This is a genomic window from Microbacterium sp. F51-2R (assembly GCF_052180235.1).
Taxonomy (GTDB): domain Bacteria; phylum Actinomycetota; class Actinomycetes; order Actinomycetales; family Microbacteriaceae; genus Microbacterium.
Window position 1 is genome coordinate 3,548,235 of the sequence record NZ_CP197470.1, and the last position, 20,049, is coordinate 3,568,283.

Annotated in this window: 18 protein-coding genes; 15 read left to right on the forward strand and 3 right to left on the reverse strand. The window is 70.6% G+C overall.

From position 1 onward, the window contains the following. Positions 1-3 precede the first annotated feature (3 nt). The 8 genes from ACSBPH_RS15550 (at position 4) to ACSBPH_RS15585 (ending at position 9,087) form a co-directional block, all read left to right on the forward strand. On the forward strand, positions 4-1,446 hold the full coding sequence (locus tag ACSBPH_RS15550; protein ID WP_442575219.1) for an aldehyde dehydrogenase family protein: 1,443 nt from the start codon (positions 4-6) through the stop codon (positions 1,444-1,446). After that, a complete protein-coding gene (locus ACSBPH_RS15555) occupies positions 1,443-2,306 on the forward strand; it encodes an aldehyde dehydrogenase family protein (RefSeq protein ID WP_442575220.1) in 864 nt (287 codons plus the stop codon). Before ACSBPH_RS15550 ends, ACSBPH_RS15555 begins: the two co-directional genes overlap by 4 nt. A gap of 118 nt (positions 2,307-2,424) precedes the next feature. Next, positions 2,425-3,327, forward strand: a complete 903-nt coding sequence (locus ACSBPH_RS15560; RefSeq protein WP_442575221.1) for a glycerophosphodiester phosphodiesterase — start codon at positions 2,425-2,427, stop codon at positions 3,325-3,327. Positions 3,328-3,360: 33 nt separating this feature from the next. Next, entirely contained in the window at positions 3,361-3,996 is a 636-nt protein-coding gene (locus ACSBPH_RS15565) for a hypothetical protein (RefSeq protein ID WP_442575222.1), read from the forward strand. Positions 3,997-4,201: 205 nt separating this feature from the next. Then, positions 4,202-6,358, forward strand: a complete 2,157-nt coding sequence (locus tag ACSBPH_RS15570; protein ID WP_442575223.1) for a DEAD/DEAH box helicase — start codon at positions 4,202-4,204, stop codon at positions 6,356-6,358. Positions 6,359-6,552: 194 nt separating this feature from the next. Continuing rightward, complete coding sequence (locus ACSBPH_RS15575) at positions 6,553-6,744, forward strand: hypothetical protein (protein WP_442575224.1); 192 nt, start codon at positions 6,553-6,555, stop codon at positions 6,742-6,744. 117 nt (positions 6,745-6,861) lie between these two features. Next, positions 6,862-7,890, forward strand: a complete 1,029-nt coding sequence (locus ACSBPH_RS15580; RefSeq protein ID WP_442575225.1) for a 6-phosphofructokinase — start codon at positions 6,862-6,864, stop codon at positions 7,888-7,890. Positions 7,891-8,142: 252 nt separating this feature from the next. Then, on the forward strand, positions 8,143-9,087 hold the full coding sequence (locus ACSBPH_RS15585) for a hypothetical protein (protein ID WP_442575226.1): 945 nt from the start codon (positions 8,143-8,145) through the stop codon (positions 9,085-9,087). Positions 9,088-9,211: 124 nt separating this feature from the next. On the opposite strand, the gene ACSBPH_RS15590 is transcribed toward ACSBPH_RS15585, so the two are convergent. Then, positions 9,212-11,350, reverse strand: a complete 2,139-nt coding sequence (locus ACSBPH_RS15590; RefSeq protein WP_442575227.1) for a S9 family peptidase — start codon at positions 11,348-11,350, stop codon at positions 9,212-9,214. 177 nt (positions 11,351-11,527) lie between these two features. On the opposite strand from ACSBPH_RS15590, the gene ACSBPH_RS15595 reads away from it, so the two are divergent. The 5 genes from ACSBPH_RS15595 to ACSBPH_RS15615 all read left to right on the forward strand — a co-directional run bounded on the left by ACSBPH_RS15595 (position 11,528) and on the right by ACSBPH_RS15615 (position 16,247). Then, complete coding sequence (locus ACSBPH_RS15595) at positions 11,528-12,763, forward strand: anion permease (protein WP_442575228.1); 1,236 nt, start codon at positions 11,528-11,530, stop codon at positions 12,761-12,763. Then, positions 12,760-13,095 (forward strand): peptidase, encoded by a 336-nt coding sequence (locus ACSBPH_RS15600; RefSeq protein WP_442575229.1) that lies wholly within the window; start codon positions 12,760-12,762, stop codon positions 13,093-13,095. The genes ACSBPH_RS15595 and ACSBPH_RS15600 overlap by 4 nt, the downstream gene beginning before the upstream one ends. 44 nt (positions 13,096-13,139) lie before the next feature. Beyond that, the gene (locus tag ACSBPH_RS15605) at positions 13,140-14,111 is read left to right on the forward strand and encodes a phosphodiesterase (protein ID WP_442575230.1); all 972 of its coding nucleotides are present in this window, start codon (positions 13,140-13,142) and stop codon (positions 14,109-14,111) included. 133 nt (positions 14,112-14,244) lie between these two features. Continuing rightward, a complete protein-coding gene (locus ACSBPH_RS15610) occupies positions 14,245-15,735 on the forward strand; it encodes an aspartate ammonia-lyase (RefSeq protein ID WP_442575231.1) in 1,491 nt (496 codons plus the stop codon). Between the two features lie 71 nt (positions 15,736-15,806). Then, positions 15,807-16,247, forward strand: coding sequence for a DUF4190 domain-containing protein (locus tag ACSBPH_RS15615; RefSeq protein WP_442575232.1), 441 nt, complete (start codon positions 15,807-15,809; stop codon positions 16,245-16,247). Positions 16,248-16,299: 52 nt separating this feature from the next. Here the strand turns inward: ACSBPH_RS15615 and ACSBPH_RS15620 are convergent, their stop codons facing one another. Then, a complete protein-coding gene (locus ACSBPH_RS15620) occupies positions 16,300-17,169 on the reverse strand; it encodes a fumarylacetoacetate hydrolase family protein (protein WP_442575233.1) in 870 nt (289 codons plus the stop codon). A 41-nt stretch (positions 17,170-17,210) separates the two neighbouring features. On the opposite strand from ACSBPH_RS15620, the gene ACSBPH_RS15625 reads away from it, so the two are divergent. Both ACSBPH_RS15625 and ACSBPH_RS15630 read left to right on the forward strand, forming a co-directional pair. Next, positions 17,211-18,431: a PrsW family intramembrane metalloprotease gene (locus ACSBPH_RS15625; RefSeq protein ID WP_442575234.1), complete on the forward strand. Its 1,221-nt coding sequence runs from the start codon at positions 17,211-17,213 to the stop codon at positions 18,429-18,431. 242 nt (positions 18,432-18,673) lie between these two features. After that, positions 18,674-19,042 (forward strand): FKBP-type peptidyl-prolyl cis-trans isomerase, encoded by a 369-nt coding sequence (locus tag ACSBPH_RS15630; protein WP_442575235.1) that lies wholly within the window; start codon positions 18,674-18,676, stop codon positions 19,040-19,042. On the opposite strand, the gene ACSBPH_RS15635 is transcribed toward ACSBPH_RS15630, so the two are convergent. Continuing rightward, a complete protein-coding gene (locus ACSBPH_RS15635; protein ID WP_442575236.1) occupies positions 19,026-20,033 on the reverse strand; it encodes a DMT family transporter in 1,008 nt (335 codons plus the stop codon). The two genes, ACSBPH_RS15630 and ACSBPH_RS15635, sit on opposite strands and share 17 nt — an antisense overlap. Positions 20,034-20,049 lie beyond the last annotated feature (16 nt).

Sequence of the window (20,049 nt, forward strand, 5' to 3'; positions counted from 1 at the left end):
GACATGAGTTTCCTCGAATACGCACCCGCCCCCGAGTCGCGCAGCATCCTGAAGCTCCGCGACGAGTACGGCCTCTTCATCGACGGCGAATTCCGTCCCGGCGCGGGGGAGTCGTTCACGACGATCTCGCCCGCCGACGAGAAGCCCATCGCGACGATCGCCTCGGGTACGCAGGCGGATGTCGATGCCGCCGTCGCCGCGGCACGCAAGGCCTACGACAAGACCTGGTCGAAGATGAGCGGCCGCGACCGCGGCAAGTACCTCTTCCGCATCGCGCGCCTCGTGCAGGAGCGCGCCCGCGAGCTCGCCGTCGCCGAGAGCCTCGACAACGGCAAGCCCATCAAGGAGAGCCGCGACGTCGACGTGCCCCTCGTCGCCGCCTGGTTCTTCTACTACGCAGGGTGGGCCGACAAGCTCGACTACGCGGGCCTCGGCGCCGACCCGAAGGCGCTCGGCGTCGCGGGGCAGATCATCCCGTGGAACTTCCCCCTGCTCATGCTGGCGTGGAAGGTCGCCCCGGCGCTCGCGGCCGGCAACACCGTGGTGCTCAAGCCCGCCGAGACGACCCCGCTGTCGGCGCTCATCTTCGCCGAGATCCTCCAGCAGGCAGACCTCCCCGCCGGTGTCGTGAACATCGTGACGGGCGCCGGCGCGACGGGCGCGGCCATCGTGCGCCATCCCGACGTCGACAAGATCGCCTTCACGGGATCGACCGCGGTCGGCCGCGAGATCGCCAAGGCCGTCGCCGGCACCGACAAGAAGCTCACGCTCGAGCTCGGCGGCAAGGCCGCCAACATCGTCTTCGAGGACGCGCCGATCGATCAGGCGATCGAGGGCATCGTCAACGGCATCTTCTTCAACCAGGGGCACGTGTGCTGCGCCGGCAGCCGCCTGCTCGTGCAGGAGTCGATCCACGACGAGGTCGTCGACCGGCTGAAGACGCGACTGTCGACGCTGCGCCTCGGCGACCCCCTCGACAAGAACACCGACATCGGCGCGATCAACTCGGCCGAGCAGCTGCAGCGCATCACGGAGCTCAGCCGCATCGGCGAGGAGGAGGGGGCGGTGCGCTGGAGTGCGGACTGCGCCATCCCCGAGAACGGGTTCTGGTTCGCGCCGACGATCTTCACCAACGTGCAGGCGTCGCACCGCATCGCCCGCGACGAGGTCTTCGGGCCCGTCCTGTCGGTGCTGACCTTCCGCACGCCCGGTGAGGCGATCGAGAAGGCCAACAACACCCCGTACGGCCTGTCGGCGGGGATCTGGTCCGACAAGGGCTCGCGCATCCTCGCCGTCGCCGACCGCCTGCGGGCCGGTGTCGTCTGGGCCAACACCTTCAACCGCTTCGACCCGTCGTCGCCGTTCGGCGGCTACAAGGAGTCCGGCTACGGCCGCGAGGGCGGCCGCCACGGCCTTCTCGCCTACCTGAAGGGGGGCCGCGCGTGAGCAAGCGGCTGACCGTCCCGAAGACCTACAAGCTCTACATCGGCGGCGCGTTCCCGCGCAGCGAGTCGGGGCGCACTTACGAGGTCGCGACACCCAAGGGCGAGTTCCTCGCCAATGCGGCGCTCGCCTCGCGCAAGGACACGCGCGATGCCGTTCTCGCGGCGCGCGGCGCCGTGAAGGGGTGGTCGGGTGCGACCGCCTACAACCGCGGCCAGGTGCTGTACCGGGTGGCCGAGATCCTCGAGGGCCGCAAGGCCCAGTTCGCCGACGAGATCGTCGCCCAGACCGGAGCGTCGCGCGGCGCCGCCGAGGCGGAGGTCGACGAGGCGATCGATCGCTGGGTCTGGTACGCGGGCTGGTGCGACAAATTCGCGCAGGTCGCGGGCAACGGCAACCCCGTCGCGGGCCCCTACTTCAACATCTCGGTGCCCGAGCCCACCGGCGTCATCGGCGTCATCGCGCCGCAGGACTCGGCGCTCGTCGGCATCGTCTCGGCGATCGCGCCGGCCCTCGTCTCGGGCAACACCGTCGTCGTCGTCGCCTCCCAGCGCTACCCGCTGTCGGCGATCAGCCTCGCCGAGGTGCTGGCGACCTCGGACGTTCCCGGCGGGGTCGTCAACGTCCTTACCGGCTCGCCCGCCGAGCTCGCGCCCTGGCTCGCGTCGCACCCCGATGTGCACGGCCTCGACCTCGTCGGCGCCGGCGACCTCGACTGGATCGACCTGCAGATCGCGGCGGCCGACACACTCACGCGGGTGCTGCCTCCCGAGCAGGGGACGGATGCCGCGGCCCCGAGCCTGCAGCGGATCGCCGCGTTCACCGAGACGAAGACCGTCTGGCACACCAAGTCGCTCGTGTGAGGCGCGCCCGCCGAACACGCGCAGACCGGACGCGCGGAAAAAGGTAACGAAAGGGTAACGGCGCATGTAATGTGGTCGGCACGTCGAAGACGACGTGACCTGACGGAGGACATGCCCGATGCCCACCCCGCCGGCATCCGACGACCCGCGCGATCGGATGCACGCCCTCGTGACCGTATGCGTACTCGCGCTCGCGAGCCTCGTGATCGCGTTCCTCGGCGCGTCGCCCGCACGGGTGAGCGCGACCGAGCTGCTCGGGGCGCCGCGAGTGTCGGAGGAGCCGGCGTTCGTCGTGAGCCACCGTGGCGGCGGGGCCCTCGCGCCCGAGAACACGATCCCCGCCGTCACGGCCGCGCTCGACTCCGGCTTCGAGTGGGTCGAGGTCGACGTCGCGCTGACCGCCGACCGCGTGCCGGTGCTCATGCACGACGCGACGGTGGACCGGACGACCGACGGCACAGGGAGGCTGGCAGACCTCACGTTCGCCGAGGTGCAGCAGCTCGACGCCGGGTCGTGGTTCGACGCCGGTTTCGCGGGCACCCGCGTGCCGACCCTCGAGCAGTTCCTCACGGTGCTGTCGGCGTCGCACGGCCGGGCGGTCGTCGAGCTGAAGGGGGAGTGGGATGTCGAGGCCGGCGAGGCGCTCATCGCGGCGCTGCGGACGCACGGCCTCGAGCGCCGGGTCGCTCTGGCGAGCTTCCACCCCGGCGCACTGCTGTCCACGAGCGGGGCCTCGCCGCTGGCGTTCCGGCTGCTCATCCTCAAGCGGCTGCCGCGCGACATCGCGCAGGCCGTCTCCGGCGCCGACGCCCGGGGAGTGGTCGTCGACTGGGCGGCCGTCGCCCGCCGCCCCGAGGTCGTCGACGAGCTGCGCGAGAAGGGGCTCCGGGTCGTCGTGTACACCGTGAACGACGACGTCGACTGGGCCGACACGATGGCGGTGGGGGTCGACGGCATCGTGACGGACGAACCCGTACGACTCCGGGAGTGGCAGGACGGCATCGCGCGCGCCGATCGGTAGGGTCGACGAGACCCCACCCCGAGAGGAAACCCCGTGACCCGACTCCGCTCGTCCGGCGCCGCCGTCGCAGGACTCGTCCTCGTGCTGGGGGCGGCGCTGACCGCCTGCGCCCCCGACCCGGCCGCGCCGACTCCTTCGGCATCCGCGTCCTCGCCGGCGGCGACGCCGACACCCACGTCCGTCGCGACGCCCACCCCGACGGCGACGTCGGCCGCCGACATCCAGCTCCCCGCGACGTGCGAGCAGATCTACTCGGCCGCCATGCTCGCCTCGCTCGACTCCGCCAATCCTCCACTCAACGACCCCGGTGTCACGATGCACTCGACGCAGAACGCCGGGCTCCTCGAGACGCTGAGCTCCGGCATCCCGACCCTCCGCTGCTCGTGGGGCACGCCCAGCGAGTACGGGCTCGCGACGAACGTCTCGATCGTCGACGCCGAGCAGGCCTCGGCGATCCGGCAGACGCTCGACACCTCCGGTTTCGGGTGCGAAGAGGCGATGAACGGCACGATCTGCCGCATCGAGCAGAAGACGATCACCCTCGACGACAAAGAGGTGACGTTCGGCGAGACGCACTATCTGCGCGGCAACGCGTGGGTCTCGACGTCGTGGATCAACTTCGCGCCCGAGGGCTACACGGAAGACATCGTCGCGACTCTGTGGGGCTGACGGGCCTCCTTCGCGCTAGACTGGGCGGCGGGGATCCCGATTCCGTTGCCGCGTCTCGCTGAAGCGAGTGCCAGTGGCGGGGAATCGAGCCATCCCGTCCCGCGTCCGTGACGGCGCCGGCGCCGCCCGCGGGAGCTGTGCAGACCTAACCGGTCGCCCGACCGGTCGTCGCCGGAACACCCGGCACCCTACGCTCAGGAGGAGCATGCCGACCACGGCATCCGCCGCTCAGACTTCGTCGCGGCGCAGAAGGCCTTCGGCGTCGCGCCGCGACGACGAAGCGCCCATCATCCCGATCCTCGCCCGCAAGGTGCGCGAGGTCGAGGCCAAGGCCCAGCGCGGCAAGCTCGGCCCCACGAACCGCGTCAAGTTCCAGGTGATCGCCTTCCTCGTCCGCGAGGAGCGTGCCCGCGTCAAGGCCGACACCTCCGTCACCGACGGCACCCGCGCCGAGCTGCTCAAGCGCCTGGACGGCGTCGCGACGATCCTCGCCAAGACGGCGGCGCGCGACACGAGCCTCATCCAGCTGCTCGAGGTCGATCAGGCCGCCTCGCCCGTAGCCCGCCGCATGCGCCGCGACTGGCTGCTGGAGTCGGGTGCCGAGCTCGCGCCCGACGAGCTCATCATCACCGATGCGGCCCCCGCGGCCGCCCCCGTCGTGCCCGCGGCGCTCGCCGAGCGCCAGGTCGTGCCGGCGCAGGTCGAGTCGCGCCTCGAGTCCAATCCCTTCCTCGCGCCCGACCTCAGCGTCCGCGCCCCCAAAGAGACCCCGCGCCGGCGCCTGGACGGCTGGGAGCTCATGGGCCCCCTCTACAAAGCCTTCGAGACCGGCGCCGGCGGCGGCGCCGCGACGATGGAGCTGCCCGAGGTCCCCGAGTTCGATCGCCTCTCGCCCAAGGGCCTTGAGGTCATGCCGCACCAGTCGCGGTTCCTCGAAGCCGTCCGCGACGGGCACCGCACCTTCCTCCTGGCCGATGAGCCGGGCCTCGGCAAGACCGCGGAGTCGGTGCTCGCGGCATCCGTCGCCTCTGCGTACCCGCTGCTGGCGGTCGTCCCCAACGTCGTCAAGATGAACTGGGCCCGCGAGGTCGAACGCTGGACGCCGCAGCGGCGAGCGACGGTCATCCAGGGCGACGGCGAGGGGATCGACGCGTTCGCCGACGTCTTCATCGTCAACTACGAGATCCTCGACCGGCACCTGTCGTGGCTGTCGACCATCGGCCTGAAGGGCATGGTCGTCGACGAGGCGCACTTCATCAAGAACCTCACGTCGCAGCGGTCGCAGAACGTGCTCGCGCTCGCCGGACGCATCCGCGAGCAGGTGCGCGACCCGCTCCTGCTGGCCCTCACCGGAACGCCGCTCATCAACGACGTCGAGGACTTCGACGCCATCTGGCGCTTCCTCGGCTGGACGAACGGCGAGAAGCCCGGTCCCGCGCTCATGGAGAAGCTCGACGACACCGGTCTGACGCCCGCCGACAAGGCCTTCTACCCCGAGGCCCGCGACGCCGTCATCTCGATGGGCATCGTGCGACGCAAGAAGAAGGATGTCGCGGCCGACCTTCCCGACAAGCTCATCGCCGATCTCCCCGTCGAGCTCGACGACGAGTTCGGCAGGTCGATCCGCCAGGCCGAGCGCGAGCTCGGCGACCGTCTCGCCGCCAAGTACCGCCGCATCATCGAGGCGCGCGGCGACCGGGGCCTGGCCCCCGGCGAGATCGACGACGACATCGTCCGGCTCGTCGCCCACAACGAGCTCGAGGAGTCGAAGGCGGCCGGAACCGGCGCCGAGAACGTCTTCACGATGGTCCGCAAGATCGGCCAGGCCAAGGCCCAGCTGGCGGCGGACTACGCCGTGCAGCTGCAGCGCTCGGTCGACAAGGTCGTCTTCTTCGCCAAGCACATCGACGTCATGGACCAGGCGGAGGCGCACTTCGCCGCCGCGGGCCTGAAGACGGTGTCGCTGCGCGGCGACCAGACGGCGACCGTGCGACAGGCCGCCATCGACGCGTTCAACAACGACCCCGGCGTCGGCATCGCGGTGTGCTCGCTCACGGCGGCCGGAGTCGGCGTGAACATGCAGGCGTCCTCGAACGTCGTCCTGGCCGAGCTGTCGTGGACGGCCGCCGAGCAGACGCAGGCGATCGACCGCGTGCACCGCATCGGGCAGGACGAGCCGGTCACCGCGTGGCGCATCATCGCCGCGCACACGATCGACACGAAGATCGCCGAGCTCATCGACTCGAAGCAGGGGCTCGCCGCCCGCGCGCTCGACGGTGAGGCCGTCGACCCGCAGTCGAGCGACTCCGTGCAGCTCTCGGCGCTCATGCACGTGCTCCGCCGGGCGCTCGGCGGCGAATAGAGCCGAGGCGGGCGTCCGCGGCGTCGGTCGTCCGGCGTCCGGCGTCCGACGTTCGAGGCCGGCGTCCGACGTTCGAGGCCGGCGGGCCGCGGCATCCGTTCCTCTGCCGTAGCCTCCGGGCTCGGGGAGGTCAACCCCTCGCCTCTCGCGCCGCACGGCTCGTACCGTCGGTCGCATCGAGAGAAGGAGGGGCCATGTCCGATCCCACCCAGCCCATGAAGGACGACGACGACCAGACGCTCGCGGGAGCGGTCGCCGACGCCGTGGCCGGCCACCACGGCGACGAGCCGGTCGACGAGGATCTCAACGCCGACGAGATCGACAGCGCCGAGGCCGATGCGCAGGCCGCCCGCGAGGGCACGAAGGGCGACACCGGCAACGCCTAGCGCGGTGCGCTCATCCGGTCCTGGGTCGGGTGAGGTCGTGTGGCAGGGCCGCGGCATCCGACGATAGTGTCGGAGGCGGCAAAGGCGCCGATTCCTCACCCGAACTAAGGACCACACATGAAGATCGGCATCCTCACGAGCGGCGGCGATTGCCCGGGCCTCAACGCGGTCATCCGCGGCGTCGTCCTGAAGGGGACGACGACGTACGACCTCGAGTTCGTCGGCATCCGCGACGGATGGCGCGGCGTCGTCGACGGCGACTTCTTCCCCCTCACGCGGCACGAGGTGAAGGGCCTGTCGAAGGTCGGCGGCACGATCCTCGGGACGTCGCGCACAAACCCCTACGAGGGCCCGCGCGGCGGCGCCGAGAACATCTCCAAGACGCTCTACGGCCACCGCATCGACGGCATCATCGCGATCGGCGGCGAGGGCACGCTCGCGGCGGCGAACCGCCTCGCGAACGACGGGATCAACGTGCTCGGCGTCCCCAAGACGATCGACAACGACCTCCGCGCCACCGACTACTCCTTCGGCTTCGACACCGCCGTCAACATCGCCACCGACGCGATGGACCGACTGCGCACGACGGGCGACTCGCACCAGCGCTGCATGGTCGCCGAGGTCATGGGCCGCCACGTGGGGTGGATCGCACTGCACGCCGGCATCGCCGCGGGCGCCCACGTCATCTGCATCCCCGAGGTGCCGCTGTCGATCGAGGAGATCACGGCGCTCGTGACGAAGGCCCACGACCGCGGACGCGCGCCGCTGGTCGTCGTGTCGGAGGGCTTCACCCTCACCGACATGGAGCACGCCTTCAGCGACAAGGGCCTCGACGCGTTCAATCGCCCGCGGCTCGGCGGCATCAGCGAGGTGCTCGCCCCCGAGATCGAGCGCATCACGGGCATCGAGACGCGCTCGACGGTGCTGGGCCACATCCAGCGCGGCGGGTCCCCGTCGGGCTTCGACCGCGTCCTCGCGACGCGTCTGGGCCTGCACGCCGCCGACGCCGTGATCGATGGCGCGTGGGGCCAGATGGTCTCGCTGCGCGGCACCGACATCGTGCGGGTGCCCTTCGCCGACGCCCTCGGCGAGCTCAACACCGTGCCGCAGTACCGCTACGACGAGGCCGCGGCGCTCTTCGGCTGACTTCTACCGACGGATGCCCCGGCCCACCGCACCGCGGGGGTCGAGGCATCCGTCGTTCCCGCCCTCGCCGCCGCCCTCTCCGCGAACCAAGGCATTCTCGTCGAACCAAGCGTTCGTTCCCCTGGTTTCGACGAGAATCCCCTGTCTCGCGGCCCGAACGTGGGCTCCTCCCCACCCCGGGCCCGCCGAGAAGCATCCGCAGGAGGGGCCCGGCGCGACGCGCCAGGCCCGGCGGCCGCCCAGGATGAGGGGATGCTCGCCGAAGCGCCGGTCCCCCTGCTGCTCACGCGTGAGCAGCCCGCGTTCATCCGACGGTGGGGGACCACCGATCTCCTTCATCGCATCAGGGCCGGCGTGTACGCCCCCGCGGCCGAGTGGCGGGCGCTGACCCCGTGGGACAGGTACCTCGCTCGCGTGCGAGCCGTCGAGCGCACATCCACCGATCCCGTCTTCTGCCTCGAGTCGGCCGCCGCGCTGCGGCGGCTTCCGGTCTTCGGGGAGCCCCGCGACATCCATCTCCTCGACCCGGACGGTCGTTCCTGGCGCGACGGTGACGTCGTCGTGCACGGATCGCGGGATGCCAAGCGCATCGAGAGGGTCGACGGTGCTCGGGCGACGTCGCTCGACGACACCGTCCTCGACCTGTGCCGCGTGCTCCCGCCCGCCTTCGCGCTCGCGGTCGCCGATGTCGGCGCGCGCGGCGACGGCTCGCATGCCGCACTCGACCTGAGCGCCCTCGGCCGGGCGCAGGAGAACCGCCGGGGACTTCGGCAGCTCGATTGGGTGCAGTCCCGGCGATCTGCGGATGCGGAATCGGTCGGCGAGTCGGTCAGCCGAGCCGTCATCGAGTGGCTGGGCTATGAGGACCCCGAGCTGCAGGTGGAGTTCGCGTTCGAGGGCATGGTCGACCGCGTCGACTTCTTCTGGCGACGCTCCGGCACGATCGGGGAGTCCGACGGATACGGCAAGTACGACGCCGACGACGTGGCGGCGACCAAGGCGCATTTCGTGCGCGAGAAGATCCGCGAGGATCGGCTTCGCCGTCAGGCGGGCGGCTTCGCGCGATGGGACTGGGCCGACGTCATGCGCTGGCGGCAGCTCGACGCCAAGCTGCGCAACGCGGGCCTCGCCCCCGTCCGGGCGCGTCAGGCCGGTCTGCTGGCGACGCTGGCGACGAACCCTCGCTCCGGGCGGTGAGACAAGGGATTCCCGTCGAAACAGGGGGTATTTCCCCCTGGGTCGACGAGAATCCCTTGTCTCGCGAAAGCGAACGGACGACGGATGCCGCGGCCCGCCGCCGCGGCCCGCCGCGCCGCGAGGGTCAGGCCTCGGCGAGGCCCAGGGTGTCCAGGAGCCAGGCCAGCTCGAACGCCCGCTCCCGCCAGGCGTTGTAGCGCCCCGAGACGCCGCCGTGCCCGGCGACCATCTCGCACTTGAGCAGCGCGTCGGCGCCGGCCTCGCGGAGGCGAGCGACCCACTTCGCGGGTTCGACGTACAGCACCCGCGTGTCGTTGAGCGAGGTCACGGCGAGGATCTTCGGGTACGAGGCATCCGTCCGCACGTTCTCGTAGGGGGAGTACGACTTCATGTAGGCGTAGACGTCGGCGTCGTGGAGCGGGTCGCCCCACTCGTCCCACTCGATGACCGTGAGCGGCAGCGACGGGTCGAGGATCGTCGTGAGCGCGTCGACGAACGGGACGTCGGCGAGGATCCCCGCGAACAGCTCCGGCGCGAGGTTCGCGACGGCGCCCATCAGCAGGCCGCCGGCCGATCCGCCCTCGGCGACGAGCCGGTCGGGGGTCGTGTAGCCATTGTCGACGAGGTGACGGGCGCAGTCCACGAAGTCCGTGAAGGTGTTGCGCTTGTGCAGGAGCTTGCCGTCCTCGTACCACTGGCGGCCCATCTCGCCGCCGCCGCGCACGTGGGCGACCGCGAAGACGACGCCGCGGTCGAGCTCCGAGAGGCGCGGCACCGAGAACCCCGGCTCGATCGAGTGCTCGTACGAGCCGTAGCCGTAGAGGTGCACGGGGCGCGGCGCCGCGCCCACCTCGCCGAACGATCGCTTCCACACGAGCGAGATCGGGATCAGGGTCCCGTCCTGCGCCGTCGCCCACACGCGCTCCTGCGCGTAGTCGGCCGGGTCGTAGCCGCCGAGCACGGGCTGGCGCTTGCGCAGCAGCAGCCGCCCGGTCGCGATCTCGTAGTCGTAGACGGTGCCCGGGGTCGTGAACGAGCCGTAGCCGATGCGCAGCAGGGGAGGCGCCCACTCCGGGTTGCCCCCGCCGCCGACGGCGTAGAGCGGCTCGTCGAACTCGAGCTCGTTCACGGCACCCGAGGCGTAGTCGAGCAGCCCGAGGCGTGCAAGGCCGCCACGGCGATAGGCGAGCACGCCCCAGTCGCGGAAGGTCGACATCCCCAGGATGCGCCGGCCCGGCTCGTGGGCCACGACCACCTCACGGTCGCCGGAGGGGTCGGATGCCGCGACCCGCACGAGCTCGAAATCGAGGGCTCCGTCGTTGTGGACGATGTAGAGCACGGGTTCGCCAGCCACGACGGCGTCGTGCACCTCGTACTCGACGCCCTCGCGGCGCGGCCACACCACGCGCGGCTCGCCACGCAGGTCGTCGGCATCCAGGATCCACTCCTCGGACGTGATCGAGGACCCGAGACCGATGACGAGGTAGCGGTCGCTGCGCGTGAAGCCGGCCCCCACCCAGAAGCGCTCGTCGGGCTCGTGGAAGAGCTTCGCGTCGTCGGCGACCGGCGTGCCGAGCTCGTGCAGCCACACGGTGTCGGGGCGCCACGCGTCGTCGACGGTCGAGTACACGATGAAGCGCCCGTCGGGCGAGAAGCCCGCACCCGCGAAGGTGCCCTCGATGACGTCGGGGAGATCCTCGCCGGTCACGAGGTCGCGCACGCGCACCATGTACCGCTCGTCGCCGGCGACATCGACGCCCCAGAGCATGAGCCGTCCGTCGTTGGAGACCTCGAAGCTGCCGAGCGAGAAGAACTCGTGCCCCTCGGCCTCGACGTTCCCGTCGAGGAGGATCTGCTCGCCGGGCACCTCGACGTCGGGCGAGAGCTCGGGCGGCGTCCAGTCGTCGGGGGAGGCGAGGGGAGCCCGGCACTGGATGCCGTACTGCTTGCCCTCGACGGTGCGGCCGTAGTACCACCACTGTCCCTGCCGGCTCGGCACCGAGAGGTCGGTCTCCAGCGTCCGGGACTTGATCTCGTCGAAGATGCGCTCGCGGAGCCCCCCGAGGTGCTCGGTGCGCGCCTGGGTGTACGCGTTCTCGGCTTCGAGGTGCGCGACGACCGCGGCATCCTCCTTCTCCCGCAGCCATTCGTACGGATCGTCGAAGGCGTCCCCGTGGTGCGTCCGCGCCACGGGTCTGCGTGCCGCGACGGGGGGAGTGGGAGGGACGAGGGATGCCGCGCCGGGCGTGTCCTGAACAGTCACCCCACCACGCTAACCGAGCCGGGTCCACTGCGGTCGAGGCGGGGTTCTGCGATCTCCGGAGGATGTGCGAGGATACCTCGTGGCTCGGTTAACGGAGCATGAAACCCCGCCGAACTTTTCGTTCGCACGCCGATCGCGTCGGTACCCCCTCTGAAGCACACTCTACGGAAAGCGAACGTGGAAACCGCAGCCCTGCTCGTGGTGCTGGTCATCGCACTGGCACTGTTCTTCGATTTCACCAACGGCTTCCACGACACGGCGAACGCCATGGCGACGCCGATCGCGACGGGAGCCCTGAAGCCGAAAGTCGCCGTGCTGCTCGCGGCCCTTCTCAACCTCGCGGGCGCGTTCCTCTCGACCGAAGTCGCCAAGACGATCTCGGGCGGCATCATCTACGAGGATCAGATCTCGTCGTCGCTGTTCCCGGCGATCATCTTCGCGGGCCTCATCGGCGCGATCACGTGGAACATGCTCACGTGGCTCCTCGGGCTTCCGTCGAGCTCGTCTCACGCCCTCTTCGGCGGCCTGATCGGCGCGACGATCGTCGGTGTCGGCGCAATGGCGATCGACTTCAGCGTCGTGTTCTCCAAGGTCGTGCTGCCCGCCGTCATCGCTCCGCTCACGGCGGGGATCATCGCCTTCACGGCGACCAAGCTCGCCTACGTCATCACGCGCCGTTACGACGGCCGTCCCGACGGGCGCGACGGCTTCCGCGTCGGGCAGATCTTCACGTCGTCGCTCGTCGCGCTCGCGCACGGCACGAACGATGCGCAGAAGACCATGGGCGTCATCACCCTCCTCCTCATCGCGGTGGGCTGGCAGACGAGCCCCGAGCCGCAGCTGTGGGTGATCTTCGCGTGCGCCATCACGATCGCACTCGGCACCTACACCGGCGGATGGCGCATCATCCGCACGCTCGGCAAGGGCCTCACCGAGGTCAAGCCCGCGCAGGGCTTCTCGGCGGAGGCCTCGACCGCCGCCACGATCCTCTCGTCGAGCGCGCTCGGCTTCGCCCTCTCCACGACGCAGGTCGCCTCGGGCTCGGTCATCGGCTCGGGCCTGGGCCGACGCGGATCGAAGGTGCGCTGGCGGACGGTCGGCCGCATCGTCATCGGCTGGCTGCTCACGCTCCCCGCGTCGGGGGCGGTCGGCGCGCTCGCCGCCCTCATCGTGGTGTGGCTCGGCGGCTGGGGCATCGCCATCGACGCCGTCCTCGCCGTCGCCGTCATCGTCGGGCTGTTCCTCCGGTCGCGGCGCAACGAGATCAACTCGGCGAACGCCATGAGCGAGGTCGCCGACTCGGGCAAGGCCGTCAAGGTCACGCGCAACCCTCCGCCCACGCGCCGGCAGCGCGCGATCCAGCGTCGCCAGGAGCGCGAGCAGAGCCGTCAGGAAAAGGGGGCCTCGAAGTGAACCTCACCATCAACTGGATCTCGTTCGTCGAGGTCTTCGTCGCGGCCATGCTCGCATCGGTCGTCGTCGTGGGCTTCTACGCGCTCGGGCTGCGCCTCCTGGTGCGTGCCGGCCGCGCTCCCGTCGTCGGTCCGGCGGAGTTCACCGACGCCATCGCCGTCATCACCGACAAGCAGCGCGCCCGCGCCGCCAAGGCGGCGGCCAAGGCCGCGAGGAAGAGCCCTCTCACGGACGGCCAGAAGCGCTTCGCCCTCGTCTGCGCCTACGCCTCCTTCGCCGTCTGCGGTCTCGCGGTGCTCGGCGGCCTGCTGCTGATCCTCTTCAACCACTGATCGACGGCGCCGGGTCGGTCAGACCCCCGTCGTAGGCTGGGCCCATGGTCGTCACGCCCTCTCCCGACGCCGTCGGCGCGTCGCCTGCAGCGTCCGGGCACGCGCACCCGGCGGCATCCGTGCAGTTCGGTCAGTACCGGCCCGCCCGGCGGACGATCCTCCACCTCAGCGACACGCACCTGCTCGCCGCGAATCGGCCGCTCGGAGGCCGCTACGACACTGCCGCGAACCTCGAGCGGACGCTCGAAGCCGTCGAGCGCCTGGCGATCCGGCCCGACGCGCTCGTCTTCACCGGCGACCTCACCGACCTCGGCGAGCCCGATGCCTACACCGCGCTCAAGGCGGCCGTCGAGCCCGTCGCGGAGCGGCTCGGCGCGCCCGTCGTCTGGGTGGCGGGCAACCACGACGAGCGGCCGGCCCTCCGGCGCGACCTGCTCGGCCTGTCGGCGACCGAGGAGCCGCTGACCGGCGTCTGGGACCTCGACGGACTGCGGCTCGTCGCCCTCGACACGTCGGTGCCCGGCTGGCACCACGGCGACCTCGACGCGGCGCAGCTCGACTGGCTGCGAGGCATCCTCTCCACTCCTGCACCCCTCGGCACGATCCTCGCGCTCCACCACCCGCCGCTGCCGAGCCATGTGCCGTTCTTCGACATCCTCGAGCTGCGCGATCAGGGGCGCCTGGCCGACGTCATCGCCGGCACCGACGTGCGCGCGATCCTCGCGGGGCACCTCCACTACTCCACGAGCGGCACGTTCGCCGGCATCCCGGTGAGCGTCGCGGCGGCCACCTGCTACACGATGAACCTCACGCGGCCGGCCGTCGAGGTCAACGGCATGGACGCGGGCCAGTCCTTCCACCTCGTGCACGTCTACGACGACACGATCACCCACGCCGTCGTGCCCGTCCTCGACGCGCCCACCGGCGACTACTTCTCGGCGGAGTGGGTCGAGCGGATGTCGCGGCTGACGCCCGAAGAGAGGCTCGAGGCCTTCTCGCGCAAGCCCGGGCGCTGAGCGGCACCGCTCGCCGCCGCGTACAGCCGCGGCGATGCCGGTATCCGCCGCGTACGGGGAACCTCACGGGTGGCGCGAGTAGTGTCGAAGCATCCCCTCACACCGCCGTGACCGACCCACGAGGACTGCACCCATGGCTCAGGACGCAACGATGCGCACCCGTACAGAGACCGACTCGCTGGGATCCCTGGAGATCCCCGCCGACGCGTACTGGGGCATCCACACCGCCCGTGCGCTCGAGAACTTCCCGATCTCGAACCGCCCGATCTCGGTCTACCGAGACCTCGTCATCGCCCTCGCGATGGTCAAGCAGGCCTCTGCGCGGGCGAACCGCGAGATCGGCGTCCTCGACGACGAGCGTGCCGACCTCATCGACCGCGCGTCGCAACTCGTGATCGACGGGCAGTTCCACGACCAGTTCGTCGTCGGCGTCGTGCAGGGCGGTGCCGGCACCTCGACGAACATGAACGCGAACGAGGTCATCACCAACGTCGCCCTCGAGCTGGCCGGGAGGCCGAAGGGCGATTACGACTTCCTCTCGCCGATCGACCACACCAATCGCAGCCAGTCGACGAACGACGTCTACCCGACGGCGATCAAGATCGGCCTGAGCCTGGACCACCGGACGCTGCTGGAAGAGCTCGATCTCCTCCGCAAGTCGTTCCTCGCCAAGGCCGTCGAGTTCCACGACGTGCTGAAGATCGGCCGCACGCAGCTGCAGGACGCCGTTCCGATGACGCTCGGGCAGGAGTTCCACGGCTTCGCCACGACGCTCGGCTACGACCACCAGCGACTCACCGAGAACGCCTACCTCCTGTACGAGGTCAACATGGGCGCGACCGCGATCGGCACCGGCATCACGACCCATCAGGACTATGCCGCGGCGGTCGTGCGCCACCTCCGCGAGATCACGGGGCTCGACCTCGTCACGGCCGATGACCTCGTCGAGTCCACGAGCGACACCGGCTCGTTCATGTCGTTCTCGGCATCCCTCAAGCGCAACGCGATCAAGCTCTCGAAGATCTGCAACGACCTGCGTCTGCTGTCGTCGGGGCCCCAGGCGGGCTTCGGCGAGATCAACCTGCCGGCCCGTCAGGCGGGCTCGAGCATCATGCCCGGCAAGGTCAATCCCGTGATCCCCGAGGTCGTGAACCAGGTCGCGTTCGCCGTCGCGGGCGCCGACCTCACCGTCACGATGGCCGTCGAGGCCGGGCAGCTGCAGCTCAACGCCTTCGAGCCGATCATCGCGCACTCGATCTTCCAGTCGATCACGTGGATGCGTCGCGGCATGCGGACGCTGCGCATCAACTGCATCGACGGCATCACGGCCAACCGCGAGCAGCTCGGCGCGATGGTCGGGTCGAGCGTCGGCGTGATCACCGCGCTCACGCCTTTCATCGGCTACGCGGCCGCGGCCGCCCTCGCCAAGACGGCACTCCTCACCGGCCGGAACGTCGCCGACCTCGTGGTCGAGGCCGGTCTCATGTCGCGCGAAGACGTCACGAAGCAGCTGTCGCCCGCTCGCCTGTCGGGGCTCGAGGCTGTGACGGCCGCCATCCCGACCATCGACGCGGAGGCCGTCGCCGCCGACGCGGCAGCGAGGGACGAAGCGACACGGCTCTGACGGGACCTTCGCGCGGCGGGACGAACCGCTACGGTCGGAGACACATTCGTTCCGACCCAGGAGGGCCACTCATGTCCACACCGCCTCCCGACGGCGCCCAGCCGTCGTACAACCCGCCTCCCGCCTACGGCTCCGCACCGCCGCCTCCGGCGCAGTACTCGTCCGCTCCGCCGCCCGCCCCGCAGTACGCGTCGGCTCCGCCGTCGCAGCCCGGCCGCACACTCGGGATCGTCGCGTTCATCCTGTCGTTCTTCGCGCAGCTCATCGCGCTCATCCTGGGCATCGTCGCCCTCGTGCAGAGCCGCAGGGCCGGCCAGAAGAACGGATGGGCGCTCGCGGCCATCATCATCAGCGCCGTGCTGATGATCCTCGGCGTCATCGCGTTCTTCGCGATCGTCCTCCCGCTGCTGTCGTTCTCGGGCGAGGCGCTGCAGGCGTGCCAGGCCGTCGACTTCTCCGGCACCGTCGAGGTGCGCGGCATCCCCGTCGACTGCTCGACCGTCTCGCGCTGATCACTGCCGACGGCGGGCGCTCACAGAGCGCCCACCGTCGCTGTGTGCGGAGTCAGTCGACGATGCGGCAGTGCGTCGTGAGCTCGCCGATGCCGTCGATGCCGACGGTGACCGTCGACCGGTCGCGGAGGAACACCTGCGGGTCGCGCGAGTACCCCGCGCCGCCCGGGCTCCCCGTCGAGATGAGTGTGCCGGGGAGCAGCGTCGCGGACTTCGACAGGTGCGAGATGAGGGTCGCCACGGGGCGGACCATCTGGCCCGTCGTCGCGTCCTGCAGCGTGTGGCCGTCCAGCACCGTCCAGATGTGGAGGTCCTGCGGGTCGGCGATCTCATCGGCCGTGACGACGTAGGGGCCCGTCGGAGTGAACCCGTCGAACGACTTGCAGCGCGACCACTGCGCCTCGGAGTACTGGATGTCGCGGGCCGTGATGTCGTTGACGACGGTGTAGCCCCACACGTGGTCGAGCGCGTTCTCGGGTTCCACGTCCTTCGCCGGGCGCCCGATGATGACGCCGAGCTCCGCCTCGTAGTCGACCGATTCGCTGAGGCTCCGCGGCCACGTCGTCGTGGCATCGTGCCCCGCCAGCGAGTTGGGCCACAGCACGAAGACCGTCGGCGTGGAGTCGGTCTTGAGGCCGAGCTCGCTCGAGTGGGCGGCGTAGTTGAGGCCGATGGCGAGGATCACGGGCGGCGCGAGCAGCGCGGAGGCGAACGCGAGTCCGGAGATCGGATGCCACGGCCCGGCGTCGGCGGCCGAGGCATCCCGAACCTTATCCAGAAGCGGATCACCGCCCGCGATGAGTTCCTCGAGGAAGCGGGGGGCACCGGGGAAGAGCTGCTCGACCAGGAGAGCCTCGTCACCTCGGATGACCGCGAGCCGCGGCTCGGCGGCCCCGTGCGGGGTCACATGGGCGAAGCGCATCCTTCCACGCTACATGGGCCGCCGATCCGTAGGCTGATGGCATGACGCAACCCGCGCCCGGCTCCCGAGGCACAGATGGCGCACCCGGCCCGTTCCCGTCGCCTCTCGCGCAGCCGAGTCTGACGCCTCCCGCACCGATCGATGCCGCGCGGGTCACTCCCGTGCCGCTGCATGCGGCGGCGCCCGCGCGCTCGGGCCGCAGCGCCCCGATCTGGATCGGCGGCATCCTCGTCCTGCTGCTGATCGCGCTCGTCGGCTACTTCCTCACGTTCGTCGGCACGGGGGCCTCGCTCATCGGCGCGATCCTCGCGCTCATCCCGCTGACGGGCGTGCTCCTCGCGATCCGTCTCATCGACCGCTGGGAGCCCGAGCCGCGCGGTCTCGTCGTCTTCGCGCTGGCGTGGGGAGCGATCGCCGCGGTCGCGATCGCGCTCGGGGTCGACCTCGTCATCTCGATCATCTTCGGCGCCCGCGACTCGTACGCCGCGGAGGTCCTCCAGGCCGTCGTGCAGGCGCCCATCGTCGAAGAGGTCGCCAAGGGCCTCGGCGTCCTCATCGTCTACGCGGTCGGTCGCCGCGCCTTCGACGGCCCCATCGACGGCATCGTGTACGGCGCCCTCGTCGGCGCGGGCTTCGCCTTCACCGAGAACATCCAGTACTTCGCGCTCAGCTGGATCGAGGGCGGCGTGGGGGAGGCCTCGACGACGTTCTTCGTGCGCGGCATCATGTCGCCCTTCGCTCACGTCATGTTCACGAGCGTCACGGGCTTCGCCCTGGGCCTCGCGGCGCGGCGCGGCGCGACCACGGGTCAGGCGATCGGGCCGTGGCTCCTGGGTCTTTCCGGCGCGATCCTGCTCCACGCCTTCTGGAACGGGTCGGCGACCTTCACCGACTTCTTCTCGGTGTATCTCATGCTGCAGGTGCCGCTGTTCGTCCTGTTCGTGCTCGGCATCCTGGCCCTCCGGCGCGAGGAGTCCCGCCTCACCCGCACGCGTCTCGGGGAGTACGCCGCGGCAGGATGGTTCACCGTGCAGGAGGTCGACATGCTTGCGACCCCCGCCGGTCGCAAGGCGGGCCTCAACTGGGCGCGCACGCTGCAGGGCGACCGCACGCCGATCATGAAGAAGTTCATCGCCGATGCGACAGCCCTCGCGATGGCGCGCCAGCGCGCCGTGTCGGGGCGCGATCCGCAGGCCGGCGCGGACGAGCGGGAACTCCTCGCGCGGACGGCGGCGGCGCGGCAGGCGCTTCTCGCCCGCTGACCGTCGCGTCGCCTCACCGGCGTTCGGGCGCGGCGCTCGAGGCGCGCGGCCCCGCGCCACAGGGCGCTCGAAACAAAACTCAGCGCTCGGTGCCGCGGCGATGCCTGCGTGACTACCGAGCGCTGAGCTGGTCTTGAGAACAGCGTGCCAAAGGCCTCCGGAGGCGTCAAGGCCCTTGCGGCGCGTCGTGCTCACTCGATGCGGCCTTTGACCCGCTCCGCGCCGTCGGGTTGGATGGACTCATGACTGATGACCGCACCAAGCCCGACATCGACGCTCCCGCGGGCCCTGCCCCCGAGGAGCTCGTCATCCGCGACGTGATCGTGGGCGAAGGCGCCGAGGCGAAGCCCGGCGACACCGTGACCGTCCACTACGTGGGCGTCGAGTACGACTCGGGCGAGGAGTTCGACTCGTCCTGGAACCGCGGCGAGAGCATCCAGTTCCCGCTCCGCGGCCTCATCCAGGGCTGGCAGGACGGCATCCCGGGCATGAAGGTCGGCGGCCGCCGCGAGCTCGTCATCCCGCCGCACCTGGCCTACGGCCCCGCCGGCGGCCACTTCCTCGGCGGAAAGACGCTGATCTTCGTCATCGACCTCATCGCGGTCGGCTGACACCGGACGCGACGACGGGAGGGGCGGCTGCCGAGGCATCCGCCCCTTCGTCCGTCTTGAGCCGCGCGCGCGGGCGCAGCCGGTCCTGCGCGAGCAGGATGCCGAGGAAGACGACCAGCGCGCCGACGGGCTCGTTCCAGCTCAGCTCCTCGCCGAGGACGATGACCCCGAGGAGCACGCCGACGAGCGGGGTGATGTAGGTCACCGTCGATGCGCGGGTGGGGCCCCACGCCCGGACCGTGTTCTGGTTCCAGATGTAGGCGACACCGGTGCCGAGGCATCCGAGCAGCACGATGCTCGCGACGATCCACGGGTGGAGCGTGACGGGCGTCAGCACGAGCACGGGCGTCAGGAGCAGCATGATGGCGGCGGCGATGCCGATGTTGAGGAACGAGAACACGAGAGCGCTCATGCCCGTGTCGGAGACGAAACGCCGCATGTAGGCGAGGCTGAAGCCGTAGCAGGCCGTCGCGCCGAGAATCGCGAACTGTGCGACGAGGCCCTGCGAGAAGTCGAGGCCCTGCCAGGGGGCGATGATGACGACGACCCCCAGGATGCCGAGCACGATGCCGCCGATCTGCACGGTTTTGAGGCGCTCGACGCGGAACAGGAGCCCCGCCATGACGGCCGTCATGATCGGGGTCGTGGCGTTGTAGATGCTCGCCAGGCCCGACGTCACGTGCTGCTGCGCCCACGAGAAGAGCAGGAACGGCACGACGCAGAACGAGACGGCGAGCACCGTCATGTGCCCCCACACGGCGAGGCGGCGGGGGAGGCGGTCGCGCCGGACGAGCACGAAGAGCCCGAGCGCGAGAGCGCCGAGGACGAGCCGGGACCACGCGACCTGACCGGGGGAGAGGCCGCCGAGCGCCACCTTCATGAAGAGGAAGCTCGAGCCCCAGATGATCCCCGTGAGCACGAACCCGACGGCGACCGAGAGCTGCGCCCGGCGGGACGCGCGCGCCGCCGCGGCGGAATCTGTCTGGGTCACGTCGAGACTCTAGCCC